Here is a 17,806-nt window from a genome sequence, read left to right on the forward strand (position 1 = left end):
TATTCAGTTTGGCAGGATACCCGACTCAATAGGCTTCAGCCCCACTGTGGACCCTACTGACTGGTAAGCCGGATGCGGGAAATCCGCCAGTCCGGTTTGGAGGGAGGGGTGCGGTCAATCCCGCATTCCTACCCCTATCAACTGGACGATTTCAGCTTTGAAAAATGCGCCCTCATGACGAAGGATCGCGGGACATGGCGATAGCAGCGACATCGAAGGGCGGCCGACACTGGATCGGCATCGAATGCGGCGGCACCAAATCCACCGCGCTGGCGGAGTGCGCCGATACGGGTGAACGCCGCAGCTGGAAGGGGGGAGCCGCCAATTTGAAACTCAGCTCCGATGCCCAGCTGCTCCACGTGTTTCGATCCGCCGGGAATTCGCTGCCTGCTCCGAAGGCCCTCGCGATTGGCATCGCGGGCGCCCGCACCCCGGCTGACTTCGACCGAATCCGCCGCCTGGCGGCGATCGTCTGGCCCAACGTGCCCTGCACTGCCTGCAATGATCTCGAAACCGCCCTCGCCGCCGCCCCGACGCTGGGTCCCAGCGTCGAATCAAAGTCTCCCCCCCAAGTCTTGATCCTCAGCGGCACCGGATCCTGCTGCGTGGCCCGAAAGCCCGGGGGGCCGATGCTAAAGATCGGGGGCTGGGGTCACATTCTGGGAGACAAGGGCAGCGCCTATGAGATAGGCCTCCGCGCCCTCAAGGCCGTCGTTTACTATCTGGATCGCGATCAAGAGTGGTCGCTGCTGGGCAAACGCATCCTGAGAGCTTTGGCGCTGAACGGACCGGAGGATCTGATCGATTGGGTCAGAGACGCCGGCAAGGACCAAATCGCAGCGCTGGCCATGCAGGTCTTCGAGGCGGCCAAAGGAGGGGACCGGATTGCGAAGGATGTGCTGGAAGGGGCCGCGGCGAGCCTAGCCAAGGATGCGCTGCTCTGCGCCTCCAAAGTGGCCCGCCCCTCTCAGGTTGTCCAATTCGTGCTCGCTGGCAGCGTCCTGCTCAAACAACCCGCTTTTGCGGCCGACGTCCGTAAACGAATCCAGGAAGGCTGGAAGGCAGCCGTCGTTAGCCCCCTGCGGGAGGAAAGCGTCACGGGAGCCTTGCGCCTGGCCAAAGCCGCGCCCACAGAGCCACCGGTTCCGACCGCGACGGCGCGACCTTCAACCCGCAAGTCCCCGCCTCGCGGCCAGAAACCACTTGCAGCCCCGCCTAGCATCATCCCTCTAGCGACCGCCATTTCCCCCACTGAAAGACGCAATCCGCAGACTCAGAATCTCGATCGCCTGCCCTTGGATACAGCCATCGACCTGTTCCTGAGCGAGGATGGCCGGATAGCTCGCCGCATTGGTAAACACCGTCGGGAGATCGAACGGACCATTCGTTTGATTATAAAAGCCTTCCAGGGCGGCGGCCGCCTCTTCTATGTGGGGGCGGGAACCAGCGGACGTTTGGGAGTGCTCGATGCCAGCGAATGCCCGCCTACCTTTCGAACCTCTCCCGACCTGGTGCAGGGGGTCATGGCAGGCGGAGTTCAAGCCCTGCATTCCTCGATTGAAGGCGCGGAAGATGACCCAGAGGCCGGCGCTCGCGCGATGCACTACCGCGGAGTGAGCCGCCAAGACGTCGTTGTCGGCATCGCGGCCAGCGGTCGGACCCCCTTCGTGTGGGGTGCGCTCGCGGAGGCGCGGAAGCGGGGGGCGAAAACCGTCCTGGTGGCGTTCAACCCGCATCTCAAGTTCCGACCAGGCCATCGGCCAGACCGGGTTATCGCGGTCGACCTAGGGCCAGAACTGTTGACCGGCTCCACTCGGCTTAAAGCCGGAACCGCCACCAAGCTGATCCTCAATCTCTTCACCACCCTGAGCATGGTCAAACTGGGCAAGGTCGTGAGCAACCTGATGATCGACCTCAATCCCTCGAACACGAAACTTCGGGGTCGGGCTATTGGGATCATTCGGGAGTTGACCGGAGTGGACGAAAGGGTCGCCCAAGCAGCTCTCGAGCGGTCCGGCTGGCGGGTCAAAGAAGCCTGGATCTCGCTCGGTGGCAATCGGACCTTAGCCTAAACCCGAGAATGGATTAACCACGGATTTCACGAATGACACGGATGAAGACGGGAATCAGATGTCTCCCCCTCGCACGCAGTGCCTTCTAGGAGCAAACACCGCCTGCACAAGCGCCGCTCCCATTTCCGCACCTCACAATGGCCAAGGCTCTTGTGCAGGCGGTGTTTGCTCCTAGTAACCCAAGACGCCCAGCCCGAAACCGCCTTTGAACAGGGTTTCGTTCAGGACGAGCTGAGAGAACAGATGGGTCACGCCGATGCAGACACCGAGGATAACCGAGGCGGCCAAGTAGAGACCGAAGGCCTTGGCGGGATCGGGCTTAATCATCTGAGGAACACCGCTGTAGAGCACCATAAAGACCACCAGAATAGCCAGGGCGCACACCACCCAAGTGTTCAGGAAATCCCAGCTATCGGCCATCTGGACCAACAAAACCGGGCACATGGCGTAGGTCAGGGTGCAAAAAATCTGGCGGAACGTGGTTCGAATGCTGATGCCGCGGGTGATGTTGGCCACAAACATCGAGGCCAGGAAGCAGCTGGCGAAGGCCAGGACGAAATGGGTCGTTCCGTAGCGCAAGGCCACCGTGGGCGGTATGGTTTGGCTTCTTCCTAGGCTGGCAACATAGGTGCCGTAGGTTGAAAGCGCCCAAACCTCGAGGGCGCAGGTGGCCAACAGCATCGGAGCCAGGGAGAGCAGCAACACCAGCGCCGGGTGGCGGTCGGCGGAAGAAAGCCGCTTCCAGGTCGGCCCCGGAACCAGCAGTAATAAAATCGCATTGATCATCCCGGCGGGTTTATCGGCTCAAATCGCCAAGGATGAAAGGCAAATTGAAAAACAAATCCCTCTTTTCAGCTGGCTTGCTTCCATGTTTTACTATCCCGAATGAAAGTCACCAACATCTGGGACGTGCTGACGAAGTTTGTTTTGTTCCTGCTCTTCGTCGCCGCAGGTGTCATGATTTTTTTCTGGTATCTGCCCCTGATCCAGCAAAACCAGCGGATGCGACGGGATATTCTGGTGCTTGAAAATGAGATCCGGGCCGAGGAACGGTTGAAAAAAACCCTTAAAGCCCACACAGATGCCATCCTGAGTGACCCCCGAACGGTGGAGCGGCTCGCCCGAGAACGCCTGGTCTATGCCCGCACCAACGAGACGATCTTCGTGTTCGATGCGCCCAAGACGCAGACCCGCTAGCAGCCTGTCGCACTTTTCCACACCGGACGCGAGTCCGGCTGTTAACCCCGATTGTGCTGAGTTATCTCTTAGGAAACGTCGCGACAGGCTGCTAGATCTTATTCCGGCGGAAAAAGAGGCTATGCTCGAGGGCTTCTTCGAAGAGGGAGCGGAGTGGGATGAGGGAAGGCAAAACAGACCGATAGTGATCCCTCAGATGGAATCCCCAAAAAATCCGGCCGCCGGATTTTTGTTCTAGCAGGCCGATTGCCAGAAAACCCTGGAAACAGTCGATAGCCGCGCCGGGGACCTTGGGGAGGTGACATTCTAAGTCCGACGGCCTGCTAGACGGTCATGATCTCCTTCTCCTTCTGAGCAAGGTGCGCCTCTAGTTTGGCCGTGTACTGATCGGTCAACTTCTGCACTTCCTTTTCCGCACCCTCCACCTGATCCTCGGTGACGCCGCCCGCCTTACCTTCCTTCTTGAGAGCTTCCAGGGCATCCCGGCGCACATGGCGAACCGCTACCCGGCCCTCCTCGGTCATTTTGCGCACGATTTTGACAAACTCCTGGCGACGTTCCGTGCTTAACTCCGGCAGAACGATCCGAATCACTTTTCCGTCCACGGAAGGATTCAAACCCAGATTAGCCTTGGAAATGGCCTTCTCGATGGGGTGCAAGGTGGTGGCGTCCCAGGGCTGGATCATAATCACCCGTGATTCGGGCGTGGAAATGCTCGCCAGTTCCCTGATTCGCATTTGCGAGCCATACACCTCGACCGGCACGTTCTCGACCAGACCAGGAGAAGCCTTTCCGGTGCGGACGCCGGCAAATTCCTTCTGCACGACCTCCTCGGTCTTCATCATCTTATCTTCCGCTTCCAACAAAATATCATCGATGGGCATAACGTTCGGAACCTAGCAGAGAGTTTTTAGGGTGTATAGCCTAGAGAGAGGAGAAGGCTGCGGCGGTGGGGTGTGGTCGTTTCTGGGTGAGGGCGCACCCGCACCTGCAGAGAATCCCGACTCCGTCGGATCCTGAAAAGCTGTAGGGGGCTACAGCACTCCAGGTCGCTTCGCGCCGATTTCGGCCCACTTTGGAGTTGATCGAGAATCGATCCGACCAAGCTTATAGTTCTTTCGTCGTGCAGCCCTCTGCCGCTTTTGTCCCCTCGACGAAGTCGAGATCCACTGACCTCACCCACTTCAAATCACCCCACTACTTATCCGCCGCGTTCCGCTTTTGATAGTCCTGCAGGCCGCTCTCTAGGAACTTTTTGTCCTCTGGATTCTGCGTCAGTGAGATGGCCTTCCTTTGAATCTCGATGGCCTCTTGGGATTTGCCATTGTCGAACAGGGCTCGGGCGTAAGTTTGAAGGTAGGCGGGCTCGAGGTTGGTGGCCGCCAGCGAGGCCGCTTGGGCAGCATCCAGCGCGAGCTTCAGGTCGCGATTCCGAATGCGTGCATCGGTCAAAATCATCGTGGCAAAACTCTGGAGCAAGGAGGGGTGATCCTTCGTTTCCGACAGGATTTTATTGCCGAGGCGAACCGCCTCCGGCGTGGATCCCACGGTTGCCACGATGCGATGGTACTGCTGTGCGTCCCGCATGAATTGACCGGACACCTTAGCCCGCTTGAGGTCATAGGTTCCGGCCAGGATCTCCTCGAGGACTTTATCGAGCGCCATCATGGGATGACCTTCCCAAAGAATCCGGCCATCCCGCCCGACGACAAAGGCATGAGGAATCCCCTGAGCTCCAAAGGCGACCAGGTAGCTCTGAGTGGTAGCCTGATCCTTATCGACGGCAATGGTGTAATCCATTTTGCTGCCCATGTCCTTGACGAAGGGCTTCACCGTGTCGACCTCTTCATCGCTAACCCCTACGACGATAACACCACGTGAGGCAAATTGCTTTTGAAGGGTGGTCAGATGCGGGATCGTCACTCGGCAAGGCCCGCACCAGGTGGCCCAGAACTCCACCACATAGATGTTCGTGTCGCCGGGCGTGCCGACCTGCACCGGCTTTCCTTTGACCCACTCCTGAATCTTGAGAGGCGGGGCGACCATGCCCAGCTCAGCGGCGGAGACGACTCCGCCCGTCAGACCAACAATCGCCAGGACGAGACCTCGAAAAAAATGTGCATTCATAAAGTTAACCAGCTACCCATGACGGGCGGCATCGTCCGGTCAATGTGGAGCCAACTCCGAAGAACGTCCATCCGGAAGCGTCGAGACTCCGTTCTCACGTGACAGCTGGGTCGAGGACCGCTAACAACTCGGCGCGATGTTACCGGCATTCTTAACGACCGTCCTATTCTCCCTTTCCGCGCTATTCGCCCAGCGAACGGCACGGGCCTTGGGGGGAATTACCGCCAACTTTTGGCGCATGATGCTGGCGACGCTCTTTCTGGGGCTGTGGTCGCATCTCTTCGGGGTCGGATTCCAGGGCCCTGCCCTGCCCTGGCTGTTTGTGAGCGGCATCCTGGGTTTCGGGATTGGCGATGTGGCCATGTTCCAGGCGTTGCCCCGAATTGGCTCCCGACTCTGCATTCTGTTGGTCCATTGCCTTGCCACCCCGACGGCCGCCGTCACCGAATACTTTTGGCTGGGATCCACGCTCAGCGCCACCCAGATCCTTTGCATCATCATCTCGCTGCTGGGAGTCGCCTTCGCGGTTGCCCCGACTCCAGGATCGACCCCACGGTCGTCGGGTTATGGACTCGGAATCTTCTTCGGCCTGCTGGCCATGCTAGGACAATCCTTCGGAGCGGTGCTCAGCCGCAAAGCCAGCCAAGTCGCCTCCCTCGCCGGTCATCCGCTCAATGGCATCGATGCCGCCTACCAGCGAGCCTGGGGGGGCGTGCTGATCTCCTTGGGAGTGTTCGCCATCTATCAAATGCAGCGCCGGCGCGCCACCTCCGCTCCAGAGCCCTCGCCCTCCGAGACCAACTCTGCCAGGTCGCTTCAGCAGGCCCCGCCGAGCCGGGCTCGAATCCGTCTGTGGGTCCTCGCCAATACCCTGGCCGGTCCGGTGATCGGAGTCAGCTGCTACCAGTGGGCGCTGGCCACCGAACGGACCGGCGTGGTGCTCCCCATCGTGGCACTGACACCTCTGGTCATCATCCCGTTCGCCCATTGGCTGGAAGGAGAGAGAACCACCGCCCGCGAAGTGATTGGCGGAATCATCGCGGTCGGCGGGGTGGCGGCCCTGACTCGGATCACCCACGGAGCCTCCCCCGGTTGAGACCGGCCCCTACGATGGACCATCCTTCACCACCGGAACCGCCCTCCGAAACCGAGTTCGAAGAGCCTACGATCATCACACCACCAGCGGTGCGCTACCGAGTGCTCAGCGTGGTCTGGTGTTTTCCCAGTCTAGGCGCGGCCTGGCTGCTGGGCATCGGTCTACCGACTTGGAAGTTTGAGCAAGGGATTGCGGCCGGACTGGCCGGCATTCGGATCGAAGAATGGGTCGCGATCCTCTTGCTTGGGCTCCATGTCCTGTGGCTGACGCGATGGTGGCGGGCCAACCGGCGAAACTGATCAGGCGCGGGGGATGGCGAAAGGGGACGGGCACCTGAGATATGGCCCAGTAGCACGCGGACCACGCGGAGAAGACCCTAGGGTAGAACCGGGAAGATGACTACCTCTTCAGCAGAGAGGTTTGCTCCTCCGTGTGGTCCGCGTGCTCTGTGGGCCGTGACTCCGCTCACACCGTGCCGAAGCGGCGATGCCGCTTCGCATATGCTTCGAGAGCGGCAAAAAATTCAGCTTTTCGGAAATCGGGCCAGAGCGTGGGAGTCACCACGAACTCCGAATACGAAATCTGCCACAGCAGGAAATTGCTCACCCGCATCTCCCCGCTGGTTCGCACCAGCAGATCAGGATCAGGGATGTTGGAGGTGTAAAGGTGTTGGGAAACCGTCTGCTCGGTGATCTCCTCGGGATCCATCCGACCCTGCTTCACCTGCGCCGCGATGCTGCGCACCGCGTTGACGATCTCGGATCGGCCGCTATAGCTCAGCGCGAGAACCAGGGTCAGCCCGTTGTTACGGGACAGCATCGCAATGGTCTTCTTGAGCTGCTCTTGAACGGCCTCCGGAAGCCGATAGATCTGGCCGATGATTTCGAGCCTCACGTTGCTGCGATGCAACTCTGCCGCCTCATTCTTGAGGTAACGAGCGAGATACTTCATGAGCATGTCCACCTCGTCCTTGGGGCGATTCCAGTTCTCGACCGAGAAGGCGTAGAGGGTCAGGTACTTGATCCCAATCTCGCCGGCCACCTTGACGATGGCGCGAACCGACTCCGCTCCCTGCCGATGTCCCTCAACCCGCGGCAAGTTACGAGCCTTCGCCCAACGTCCGTTGCCGTCCATGATGACGGCGACGTGACGCGGTAGAACTGCCAGGGCCTGAGGGCTAAGAACGGGAGTTGGTGCGCTCATGTCGATGTAAGTTAGTACGGACCATCGTCATAAATCGACAATTATTGAGCATGGGCGTTCAGATCCGAGCGACTCCTCCGGCGTACGGAGTTCCCACTTCAGTGGGGGAACCGTCCGGCGTTTCTACTGAGGTGAGTCGCTTATGCGGGTGTGTCCGTTGAAACCTACAGCCTGCCTCCCATTCGCAGCCACCTCCGCTTAAAACCCAATCCATGCAGTAGGGCGGCATGCGGTTGCGCAGCAGGTTTTTGCGAAAACCGAGGCGTGAGAAGCGAGCGTATTGAGCGAAATACGTAAGCGACGAACAACGAAGGATTTCGCAAAAAGATCAAGCAAACGCGTGCTGAACGACTGCATGGATTGGGTTAAAAGCGGAACTCCATACGGGGAGTGGACTCTCCGGCGTACGGAGTTCCCACTTCAGTTGGGGAACCGTCCGGCGTTTCTACTGAGCTGAGTGGCTTATGTGGGTGTGTCCGTTGAAACCTACAGCTTCTTTCCCATTCGCAGCCACCTCCGCTTAAAAGCGGAACTCCATACGGGGAGCGGCCCCTCCGGCGTACGGAGTTCCCACTTCAGTGGGGGAACTGTTCGGCATTTCTAATGATGTGATTGGCTTATGTGGGTGTGTCCGTCGAAACCTCCAACCTCTCTCCCATTCGCAGCCACCTCCGCTTAAAAGCGGAACTCCTTACGGGGAGTGGACTCTCCGGCGTATGGAGTTCCTGCTTTAGCAGGGGAACCGTCCGGCGTTTCTAATGATCCGAGTGGTTTACGAGGGTGTACCTGTCGAAACCTCCAACCTCTCTCCCATTCGCAGCCACCTCCGCTTAAAAGCGGAACTCCGTACAGGGAGCGGCCCCTCCGGCGTACGGAGTTCCCACTTCAGTGGGGGAACTGTTCGGCATTTCTAATGATGTGGGTGGTTTACAAGGATGTACCCATTGAAACCTCCGGCCTGCCTCCCACTCGCAGCCACCTCCGCTTGAAAGCGGAACTCCTTACGGGGGATACGCCGTTCCGAGGTGTACAATCTCCAGTTTTGGCATTGCGTAGATTCCGAATTCAGCTTAGCCCTTCTGCTCATGAGCACTCCACCCACCCCAGACCCGCTCGCTCAGATCAAGGAATTGCTCTTCCGAGGCGAGAAAATCGAGGCCATCAAGCTGTTTCGGGAGCATATGAAGTGTGGGCTGGCGGAAGCCAAGTCCGCCGTGGATAAGCTGGAATCGGAACTGAGAGCGCAATACCCAGAGCGATTCACGGCAGCAGACAAGAAAGGTTGTCTGGGAGTGCTGATCTTCGGTGGGATTGTTGCAGGAATTCTGACGGCTGGAGTGTGGCGCGTGGGCCCATTCTGACCACTCAGACTGGGTTTCCTCACCCCGACTCGGAGTCGGGGTGGCTGGTGCTAGGGCGCCAATCGCTCCACCACCCAAGCGCCGTCGGGAGTGCTGCGCCGATAGCGAAACCGATCGTGTAGCCGACTGGTGCGGCCCTGCCAAAACTCCACTTCCTCAGGCACAATTCGAAACCCGCCCCAGAATGAAGGCAATGGAACTTCCCCTTCGCGATACTTCCGCTTCATTTCCTCCCACTTCATCTCCAGCATTTGACGCGAGGTGAGCACCTGACTCTGCGGAGATGCCCAGGCCGCGGTCTGACTGCCAAATGGCCGTTTCATGAAGTAGGCCAGGGACTCCGCGGTGGAGACCGGCGTCACGGTTCCACAGATGATCACCTGACGCTCCAGCGCAATCCAGGGAAACAGAGCTGAGACCCGAGGATTCTCCTTCAGCTCGGATGCTTTGCGGCTTTCCAAGTTGGTAAAAAACACGAACCCGCGCTGATCGAAGAACTTCAACAACACCGTTCGCAAGGAGGGCCGGGCTGCGACGGTGCAGGTAGCCAGCGACATGGCATTGGGTTCCAGGAGTTGATTATCGCAGGCATCCTGGTACCATTTCTCGAATTGGTGGAATGGATCATCGAGTAGGTCTCCCCGATCCATTCCTCGGTCGGCATAATCTTTTCGAACGTGCGTCAGGTCCATAGCCATGGGAGGTATGAAACAGAGAACAGAGCGGCACTGCAATAGCGCAGCCAAGGGGCAATTCGATGCCCTAGGGCCGATCAGGGCTCGACGGAGTCTCTCCCTACCCCATATCGTCGCGACGCCGGGCTCCTAGGAGTCCTTCACCACGCCAATCGCGAGCGCAGTGGGTGATTTTCCGGCTGATCGAGGATGATTGTTTCGGTCGGGGTTTTTCGCATATAAGGGGAGAAACCAACTGTTACAGCCGTGACAGACAACGACGCAAAAAGCGAAGAAACGATCTTCTCAGCAGCGCTTCAATGCGCACCTGACGAGCGGGCGGCATTTTTGGACAGGGCCTGCGCTGGACAACCCGAACTACGCCAACGACTGGAAGCCCTTCTGCAGGCCCAGCTGCAGCTCGCCGATTTCATGGAGTCTCCTCTGCGCCCAGGCGAGCTTAACCCCCTCGATGTAAAGGGGGTCCAAGCAGGCCCGGAAGAGGTTCCCGGCACCCGCATCGGCCACTACAAACTGCTGCAAAAAATTGGGGAGGGAGGCTGCGGCGTGGTGTACCTGGCGGAGCAGGAGCAGCCCGTCCGACGACGCGTGGCCGTGAAGGTTTTGAAACCGGGCATGGACACCAAAAGCGTCATCGCCCGCTTTGAGGCGGAACGCCAGGCATTGGCGCTCATGGACCACCCCAACATCGCCAAGGTTTTGGACGCGGGGGCGACCAAGACGGGCCGGCCTTACTTCGTCATGGAACTGGTTCGCGGAACCCGGATCACCACCTTCTGCGAAGAGAACAAGCTCTCGCTCGCGGAGCGCCTGGCGCTGTTCATCCAGGTCTGTCAGGCGGTTCAGCACGCCCATCAAAAGGGAATCATCCATCGCGATCTCAAGCCTTCCAACATCCTCGTCACCATTCACAATCCGGGGGCTCCGGGTGTTCCGGTCATCATCGATTTCGGCATCGCCAAGGCAACCCAAGGCCGCCTTACCGATCAAACGCTCTTCACTGCCCTGGAGGAGTTTCTCGGGACCCCGGCCTACATGAGCCCGGAGCAGGCGATGATGACCACGCTCGATATCGACACGCGCAGCGACATCTACTCGCTCGGAGTTTTACTCTACGAACTGCTCACCGGCACGACTCCCTTCGACACCAAAGAGCTGTTGAAAGCCGGCTTTGACGAACTGCGACGGGTGATCCGAGAGGTCGAGCCTCCCACCCCCAACACGCGACTTACCCAGCGCCTGCGGCGCGGGCCCCAGTCCCCACTCATCACTCATCACTCGTCACTTTCAACTGACCTGGATTGGATCGTGATGAAATGTCTGGAGAAGGATCGTCGTCGACGCTACGAAACGGCGGATGCCCTCGCGACGGACCTCTACCGACATCTCCAGAATGAACCGATCCTAGCCCGTCCCCCCAGCCGGCTTTACGAATTCCAAAAGTCGGTCCGCCGGCACCGGTTTGGTTTTGGGGCGGCGCTGGCGGTCTTAATCGCGCTGGCAATCGGCATCCTGCTTACTAGCCGGGAGGCAGCCCGTGCCCGGCGCGCGGAGCAGCAAACCCGGCTTACAGCGTACGTGGCGGATATGGATCTGGCCAATCGATCGCTTGCGGAGAATGATCTGGGGGCCGCGCGCAACCTTCTGCGCCGTCACCTGCCCAGCGGGAAGCAAGCCGATCTGCGAAACTGGGAGTGGCGTTACCTGGCCGATGCTTGTGAAGGGGATCCTCACCACTCTCTGACCGGGCATGTAAGCCCGATTTGGAGCCTTCGGTTTGTCAATGCGACCACCCTGCTCACCGCCGGCCAGGCCGACTGGCGGACCATACTGTGGAGTTTAGACACGCGTCGGCCCTCCATGGTAATCACGAACCTCCACGGGGCTGGAGGGGTTTCCCCGGTCATGGCCGTGTCACCCAAGCGGAACCGGATGTTTTATCGTGTAGGATGGCGTTATGCTTCGAAAATCCTAGAGGTGAATCTGGAGCAGGGTACCGAAGCGACGATGCGCGAGCCGAATGGCCATGTCCTCGACCTTGAAAGCGGAATCGAGTCCTTGGACGTGTCCCCCGACGAACAGACGCTCGCCATTGCGTCAGGCAACGAGGTGGTGCTGGTGGATTTGGATGGGAAGACTCCGAAAGAACGTTTTACCACGGAGCAGGGCGCTCCCGTTCGCGCTCTTTTCTCTCCGGACGGTGAACGGCTCGTGATCGCCGACCGGAGAGGCCATATCGCCTTCTGGGAGCGTGCCACGCACCGGAACCTCGGTGTGATCGCCGCCCTGGACGCTGCGGAGGGGCTCTGGGCGCTCACCCGATCCCGCGATGGACGATGGCTGGCCAGCCCTGACGGTAAACAGGGGATACAGATCTGGAACGCCGACGATCGGACCCGGATCGCAGTGCTGGAGCATCCCAACTTCGTGGAGCGCGTTGCCTTCTCGCCAGACAGAAAGTGGCTAGCCGCTGTCGGCGGCGACTCGACGGTGCGTCTCTGGGATACGACGACCTGGCGCAACGAGCGAAGGCTGCGAGGTCATACCGATTCGATCACTTCTCTGGATTTTTCACCCGACGGACATTGGCTGGCCACCGGCACCCGCAGCGGAGAGGTCAAACTCTGGCCACTCAGTCAGGCTCCCATCCAAAGTGAGCAGATCAGCTTGACTGCCGCATCCTTCTTCGAGTTGGCGGCCGACGGCAGTGGCTTTGGCCGGATACTCAAGTCCGGGTCCTCCAACAATGTGACGTCGTGGTCGGCGGAGCTATGGAGCACCCAACCCCTCAAACGTATCTTTAGTGTCCCGCTTCCCGGTGGGGAGCCAAGCAGTGGAGTAGTTCTGGGCGGTGGCCGGGGAATCGTGCTCGGCGGCTTTGACGGCAACCTCCGATTCCTGAGTTCGCCAACGGGAGCTGAGTCCGTGCTGAGCAACGCACACGCCGCCGAGATATATCTCCTCGACGTTTCCATGGACGGGTCGACGCTGGCAAGCAAAGCTCTGGCTGACTCAGCAATGCCGGAAGGCCGAATCCGCATCTGGCGCTTGCCGCAGATGGAGCAGATCGCCGAACTGCGGCATGCCGAGAACGTTCATACCATTAAGCTTTCCGACGATGGACACTGGCTTGCTGGATTCACGGGGCCGGGAGACATGGGCGTTTGGGAGATCCCGTCGATGAAGGGCCCTCCGATGTGGCAAGGCATTGCCGCTCACCAGAGAAGCAGAGAATGCGCGTTCTCGCCTGACAACCGCTGGTTTGCCGCCGCTACGCCCGATGGAGGAGCGTTTGTGTGGGACCTTTCGACTCACCAGCGCCGGGTGTTGCCACGCGCGGTGACGCGGTACACCTCCCTCTCTTTCTCTCCGGATGGCACACGGCTCGCCGCCGGCTCCGAAGGCGAGGGTAAACTCTTCGATACCGCCACGAGCCAAGTGGTTCTCTCGTTTCAAGAACATGGACTCAAGCTGGCATTTGCTCGGGATGGCGAGAGACTCCTGGCTGTCCATGAGGCAGGTGCGTCGGTTTTTCACGCGCCCGCGATCGGGAAGCTTCAGTTTGATTGGCTGAAAGTGGCCCCTTCCGCCGAGGCTCCCCCGTACCGCGGTCCCGACCCCGACTACGTAAGGCCAGATCGGTTCTAGGCTACGGCGCTGTGCATATGAGCAAATTAACGGAGATTCTTCAAGCTGACACGGGAGACGGCGCTAGCGCCGCCAACCGTCTCATGCCGCTGGTCTATGATGAACTCCGTCGACTCGCCGCCAGCAAGATGGCCCGCGAGTCCGGAACGCAAACCCTGCAGCCCACCGCGCTCGTTCATGAAGCCTGGCTGCGGCTGGGTGGGGATGATCAGACCACCTGGGAAAACCGGACCCATTTCTTTTGCGCCGCTGCAGAGGCCATGCGCCGGATTCTCATCGACCGTGCACGACGCAAACAGGCGCGGCGACATGGCGGCGGACAGGAGCGCGTCCATGTCGATGAACTGGAGATTGTCGCCCCAGTGAAGGATGAGGAACTCTTAGCCGTCAACGACGTGCTCGACGAGTTCGCCCGGCATGCTCCTCAGAAAGCGGAGTTGGTGAAACTTCGTTACTACGGGGGCATGGGCCTTATAGAGGCCGGGCGAGTGCTCGGGATCTCCGAGCCAACCGCCGTCCGCTGGTGGACCTACGCCAAGACCTGGCTCTATCAGGCGATCCAAGAGAGCCGGGCCTCTGGAAAAGGCTAGCCCGCCCCATTGGCCGGCCCGGATACGGTTGAGGCCTTTCTTGTTCCATCCGAGTTATCCGAGCAATCCGTGGTCACAACTGCCGTTATCAGGATGATCGTTCTCCGGACACAATTTCGCATGTAAAGGAGAAGCGCAATTCCGTCGCTTCAGGATCTACCCAAACATGAACACACGAAACAACGACCGTTCGACTCACCAACTAAGGCCGACGATCGGTCTTCTGATCGGCCTGACCCTCTCCTTGTTTGGCCCGCTGATAAACGCCCAAACCCCAGTGGTCATGCAGTCCGTCGATCGATCCACCAACCGAGTTCGCGTGACGTGGACCGATCCGACACCCAACCAGGCCTATACCGTTCAAATTCGCGATTCGGTCTCCAGCGGGGCTTGGCGCACGGCGCCAACGAGGTATCGCTGGCCCTGGCCGCATACGCATTGGGGAGACGCCACCCGCAACCTTCCAGCAACCCGCTACTATCGGGTCAACGCCCAAACCGTTACACCGGCCAATCGCGGTAAACTCCTCAGCAACCTCGTGAAAGCCGAGAACAGCTTGGCCACTCTGGATAACGCGTTCGAACTGTGGGGATTTAAAGGCTTCGCTCTACCGAAATTTGCCACCGTCGCCCGCAAGTTTACCTATGAAACCATTGATCCGTTCGGCCTGCCCATCACGGCGTCCGCGCTGTTGATTCTTCCCCAGGGAACCAACGGCCCGTTGCCTTTGGCAAGTGTGCAGCATGGAACGATCGCGATGAAAAGCGATGCGCCTTCGCAACCCGGATCGGGAGACAATCTGGCAGTTTTGCTGGCCACCCAGGGCTATGCCGTAGTGGTGCCGGACTATCTCGGTCTGGGAGATTCGCCTAGCTACCAGTCCTATCTCTATTCCCGAAGCGAAGCAACCTGTGTGATCGACGCCCTACGCGCTGGCAAATCTCTCTGTGCCAGCAACAAGGTGACGTTGAATGGAAAGCTTTTCCTCGCCGGGTTTTCCCAGGGAGGCCACGTCACCATGGCGACGCATCGCGAACTCGAGGCCTCCCATGCTGACGAATTCGCTGTGACCGCCTCCGCCCCGTGCGCCGGGACCTACGATCTCGGCGGAGTCACCACAGAAGCCCTCCTCTCGAAACCGGACTATCCGATATCCTATCCATTCGCCATGATCCTGGCGGCCTATCTTCCGATCTATCAACTGGCGGACACCCTCGAAGAACTCCTGGCCGAACCGTATCGGCGGCTATTGCCGCCGTTGCTGGATGGGAACCACAACGAAACCGAGATCACGGCCGTGCTGCCATCCGATCCGGTCGCCATTCTACGATCGGATTATCAGTCGGATTTCCGAACCAACCCGAACAACCCGCTACGACAGGCAATGCTCGAGAACAACAACTACGATTGGACCCCCAAGGCCCCGGTGAGGCTGATCCATAGTCGAGGTGATACCATCGCCCCGTTTGCAAATGCGCAGATTGCTTACGATAGCTTCATCAATCGGGGCGCGTGCTGTGTGAGTTTGGTGGATCCCGGAGCCCCGGCGAAACTGAGTCATGAGGACTCCTATGTGCCAAGTGTACGTGAAGTATTCACCTGGTTCGCCACCTTCCCATGACCAACGCGCGCGTTTCAGTTGGCCAACTCCCGGAATGGATGCCCGCCCTATGGACCGCGGCGGCACGACACCGCTGTTCCTTCACGCCACCTCATACCCTCCGACGACGCATTCACCACAGGCACACCCTCAGCCACTCCGAGGAACCGAACATTGAACCGCCATGGACGCAAAGGACGCAATGTATTGTATGACCGAGAAAGGAGAAGACCTGAGCTCACCTTTTCTGCGCATCCAACGAGTTTCCAACAGACCCGAACTTTGTGGCTTCGTGGCTTAGTGTGAGAACATCAGGATCTTTCCCCCTGCAGACATCGCGTCCTTTGCGTCCTTCGCGTTTCAAAACATCAGCTGTTCCCTCCGAGCCCCCCCCGATGGGCCGACACGGCCCACACTACAATTTGTAGAGTTGTCCGTGTCGGACAATCCCCCCCCGAGCGCAGCGTGTCCGGAGGATTCACACCAAGCCACGAAGATCCAGAACCGCGCAGCACCGGGCCGGGCCAAAAGGGAAGAACCAGCAAAACCAGTTCCCTTTCCCGTCTGAACCGAGTCTTCCTCCGTGTGGTCTGCGTGGTCCGTGGGCAACACCGTCTGTCTCCCTTCCCTCCGAAAAGCTTTGTGGCTTTGTGGCTTCGTGTGAGGCATCCGTTCCCCTGCTTCGGGGCCCCCGGGTGTGATTAAACCCGAACTCCGAAGTAGAGGATAAAATCGCTAGATGGTGCATCCCCCGATAGCGAGTAAAGCGTCGGGGGGATCCAACTTCGGCGAGGTAGGCTTTTGCCATCGCAAAGCTGATTCCACTAGTGGCTTGTGCTTCCGGAGTCCCCCCCACGCCGCTGAAAGTCTGACCACCACCTCCCGCCCCGCCCAACCCAGCACCGCCCCCGCCAGGAACACCGCTGTGCGCAGGGTTGCGGGTTGCATATACGCCTGCCCAGGGCGGGTAACCTGCTGAAACAAGCTCAGCAGGTTGAAGGTCAGCAGCACCGAGAGGAACGCGGCCTCCGTTGCCCAGAAGGGCTTCAGGCAGAACCCCTGAACCGCCAACTCCCCTTTGAGTTCCTCGATCCGCTGCTCCACACAGCCCCTTCCGTTGTAAGCCCGCCACACCTCCATGGGATCCTCGGTTCGATTGGTTGCCAACACCCGGAAAGTATAGCCCGGCATCTCAAAGAGTTTGCGTCCGGACGTCTCCTTCCTCTCTCGTAGCCGCTCCCTGATCACCACAAAGCGCAGGGTCTTGCTCCATCCCATCAACTTTGCTTGGAACTCGGCCACCGAGAAGTTCTCATCGATCTGTTTCCACTCTTTTACCGCGTTACATCCCTGCCGGGTCCGAAGGCTTATCCGTGCCACCACGATATAGGGCATCTTGTGCTCCTCCAGGAACTCGATGAGATCCTTCTCAAAGAACCCGCTGTCGCCCCTGATACACCAGATCTTTATCCACTCGGGAAGCAAAGCCAGAGCCTCCTTGAGAAACTCCACCGCCCCACCTGCCGCCACCGTGTTTCCGCTTCGCAACCACCCATGGAGGATGAAGGGGGCTTCGGCCAGCACCGCCAGCAAAGGATGATGGCTGCCCCGTCCGCGCCGCAGCGGGTTGTAGCCTTTCACAGCTCCTTCCTGCTTGCCCGAGCGTTGGAGGACAGTGGAGTCCAGATCCAGATGGAAGCCACGCGCAGGCATGTTCACCTGCTCCAATGTCCACTTCCACAAGGGTCGGTAGAAGGCCTGCACGTGAGACTGGCTAAAGCGCAGGAAAAAGTTGCGGATCGTGTCATCGCCGGGGAACCGGTCCATCCCAAGGAGGGCATGAAGGGCGTGATCGGCCCGCAGCCATTGGGCGTGGGCAAAACGACGCCCTCCGGTTACCACCGTCATGAGAAACGCGGTGAACGTGTGAGTTAGGGGGATGGCGTTGTTGGAGGTGGCGGCCGCGAAGGGCATCGCCGATTCGAGTTGTTCTACGAATCCGATCCGACCTAGGAAGGCGATCAGACTCGCCAAGCCGCCGAACGGCGTTATCGCCTTCGGCGTCTCGTCCAAAACGAGCTTGGCTCTGCCAAAGAGCGCGTTAATTTCCGTCGGGGTGGTTTGGTGAGGGAGAGCGGTAGGTTTGCTTTGCATCAACCCTTATTGCATCAACCCCTTCCACCAATACCACCCTCTTTCCACTTCGGAGTTCGGGTT

14 protein-coding genes are annotated in these 17,806 nt (G+C 59.5%); 8 read left to right on the forward strand and 6 right to left on the reverse strand.

The window, feature by feature from the left end; all coding sequences use genetic code 11:
• Positions 1–164 precede the first annotated feature (164 nt).
• Positions 165–2,072, forward strand: coding sequence for an N-acetylmuramic acid 6-phosphate etherase (gene murQ, locus JNN07_25250; GenBank protein MBL9171064.1), 1,908 nt, complete (start codon positions 165–167; stop codon positions 2,070–2,072).
• A gap of 171 nt (positions 2,073–2,243) precedes the next feature.
• On the opposite strand, the gene JNN07_25255 is transcribed toward murQ, so the two are convergent.
• Positions 2,244–2,858, reverse strand: a complete 615-nt coding sequence (locus JNN07_25255; protein MBL9171065.1) for a hypothetical protein — start codon at positions 2,856–2,858, stop codon at positions 2,244–2,246.
• Positions 2,859–2,957: 99 nt separating this feature from the next.
• Between JNN07_25255 and JNN07_25260 the strand changes: the two genes are divergently transcribed.
• Entirely contained in the window at positions 2,958–3,269 is a 312-nt protein-coding gene (locus JNN07_25260; protein ID MBL9171066.1) for a septum formation initiator family protein, read from the forward strand.
• 323 nt (positions 3,270–3,592) lie between these two features.
• Here JNN07_25260 and frr read toward each other — a convergent pair whose 3' ends face one another.
• Positions 3,593–4,153 carry a ribosome recycling factor gene (gene frr, locus JNN07_25265; GenBank protein ID MBL9171067.1) on the reverse strand — a complete coding sequence of 187 codons (561 nt, stop codon included), beginning with the start codon at positions 4,151–4,153 and terminating at the stop codon, positions 3,593–3,595.
• Between the two features lie 313 nt (positions 4,154–4,466).
• Positions 4,467–5,396, reverse strand: a complete 930-nt coding sequence (locus JNN07_25270; GenBank protein ID MBL9171068.1) for a TlpA family protein disulfide reductase — start codon at positions 5,394–5,396, stop codon at positions 4,467–4,469.
• 136 nt (positions 5,397–5,532) lie between these two features.
• On the opposite strand from JNN07_25270, the gene JNN07_25275 reads away from it, so the two are divergent.
• Both JNN07_25275 and JNN07_25280 read left to right on the forward strand, forming a co-directional pair.
• On the forward strand, positions 5,533–6,492 hold the full coding sequence (locus JNN07_25275) for a DMT family transporter (protein ID MBL9171069.1): 960 nt from the start codon (positions 5,533–5,535) through the stop codon (positions 6,490–6,492).
• Between the two features lie 14 nt (positions 6,493–6,506).
• Positions 6,507–6,791: a hypothetical protein gene (locus JNN07_25280; protein MBL9171070.1), complete on the forward strand. Its 285-nt coding sequence runs from the start codon at positions 6,507–6,509 to the stop codon at positions 6,789–6,791.
• Between the two features lie 166 nt (positions 6,792–6,957).
• Here the strand turns inward: JNN07_25280 and JNN07_25285 are convergent, their stop codons facing one another.
• On the reverse strand, positions 6,958–7,695 hold the full coding sequence (locus JNN07_25285; protein MBL9171071.1) for an isoprenyl transferase: 738 nt from the start codon (positions 7,693–7,695) through the stop codon (positions 6,958–6,960).
• A gap of 1,085 nt (positions 7,696–8,780) precedes the next feature.
• Here JNN07_25285 and JNN07_25290 point away from each other — a divergent pair.
• Complete coding sequence (locus tag JNN07_25290; protein ID MBL9171072.1) at positions 8,781–9,056, forward strand: hypothetical protein; 276 nt, start codon at positions 8,781–8,783, stop codon at positions 9,054–9,056.
• Between the two features lie 50 nt (positions 9,057–9,106).
• On the opposite strand, the gene pdxH is transcribed toward JNN07_25290, so the two are convergent.
• Entirely contained in the window at positions 9,107–9,748 is a 642-nt protein-coding gene (gene pdxH, locus JNN07_25295; protein MBL9171073.1) for a pyridoxamine 5'-phosphate oxidase, read from the reverse strand.
• Positions 9,749–9,997: 249 nt separating this feature from the next.
• Between pdxH and JNN07_25300 the strand changes: the two genes are divergently transcribed.
• From JNN07_25300 to JNN07_25310, 3 genes are all read left to right on the forward strand, one after another.
• On the forward strand, positions 9,998–13,399 hold the full coding sequence (locus JNN07_25300) for a protein kinase (GenBank protein MBL9171074.1): 3,402 nt from the start codon (positions 9,998–10,000) through the stop codon (positions 13,397–13,399).
• Between the two features lie 17 nt (positions 13,400–13,416).
• Positions 13,417–13,989 carry a sigma-70 family RNA polymerase sigma factor gene (locus tag JNN07_25305; protein MBL9171075.1) on the forward strand — a complete coding sequence of 191 codons (573 nt, stop codon included), beginning with the start codon at positions 13,417–13,419 and terminating at the stop codon, positions 13,987–13,989.
• Between the two features lie 166 nt (positions 13,990–14,155).
• Positions 14,156–15,610, forward strand: a complete 1,455-nt coding sequence (locus JNN07_25310) for an alpha/beta fold hydrolase (protein ID MBL9171076.1) — start codon at positions 14,156–14,158, stop codon at positions 15,608–15,610.
• A 714-nt stretch (positions 15,611–16,324) separates the two neighbouring features.
• On the opposite strand, the gene JNN07_25315 is transcribed toward JNN07_25310, so the two are convergent.
• Positions 16,325–17,743 (reverse strand): IS1380 family transposase, encoded by a 1,419-nt coding sequence (locus JNN07_25315; GenBank protein MBL9171077.1) that lies wholly within the window; start codon positions 17,741–17,743, stop codon positions 16,325–16,327.
• Positions 17,744–17,806: the final 63 nt, after the last annotated feature.

The sequence above is a fragment of the Verrucomicrobiales bacterium genome, assembly GCA_016793885.1.
Lineage (GTDB): Bacteria > Verrucomicrobiota > Verrucomicrobiia > Limisphaerales > UBA11320 > UBA11320.

Bases quoted from the DNA above. Each gene is read 5' to 3' on its own strand.
- frr (MBL9171067.1), bottom strand. From the start codon at position 4,153: ATGCCCATCGATGATATTTTGTTGGAAGCGGAAGATAAGATGATGAAG.
- JNN07_25290 (MBL9171072.1), top strand. From the start codon at position 8,781: ATGAGCACTCCACCCACCCCAGACCCGCTCGCTCAGATCAAGGAATTG.
- JNN07_25315 (MBL9171077.1), bottom strand. From the start codon at position 17,743: ATGCAAAGCAAACCTACCGCTCTCCCTCACCAAACCACCCCGACGGAA.
- JNN07_25255 (MBL9171065.1), bottom strand. From the start codon at position 2,858: ATGATCAATGCGATTTTATTACTGCTGGTTCCGGGGCCGACCTGGAAG.
- pdxH (MBL9171073.1), bottom strand. From the start codon at position 9,748: ATGGACCTGACGCACGTTCGAAAAGATTATGCCGACCGAGGAATGGAT.
- JNN07_25280 (MBL9171070.1), top strand. From the start codon at position 6,507: ATGGACCATCCTTCACCACCGGAACCGCCCTCCGAAACCGAGTTCGAA.
- JNN07_25270 (MBL9171068.1), bottom strand. From the start codon at position 5,396: ATGAATGCACATTTTTTTCGAGGTCTCGTCCTGGCGATTGTTGGTCTG.
- murQ (MBL9171064.1), top strand. From the start codon at position 165: ATGCGCCCTCATGACGAAGGATCGCGGGACATGGCGATAGCAGCGACA.
- JNN07_25275 (MBL9171069.1), top strand. From the start codon at position 5,533: ATGTTACCGGCATTCTTAACGACCGTCCTATTCTCCCTTTCCGCGCTA.
- JNN07_25285 (MBL9171071.1), bottom strand. From the start codon at position 7,695: ATGAGCGCACCAACTCCCGTTCTTAGCCCTCAGGCCCTGGCAGTTCTA.
- JNN07_25310 (MBL9171076.1), top strand. From the start codon at position 14,156: ATGAACACACGAAACAACGACCGTTCGACTCACCAACTAAGGCCGACG.
- JNN07_25260 (MBL9171066.1), top strand. From the start codon at position 2,958: ATGAAAGTCACCAACATCTGGGACGTGCTGACGAAGTTTGTTTTGTTC.
- JNN07_25305 (MBL9171075.1), top strand. From the start codon at position 13,417: ATGAGCAAATTAACGGAGATTCTTCAAGCTGACACGGGAGACGGCGCT.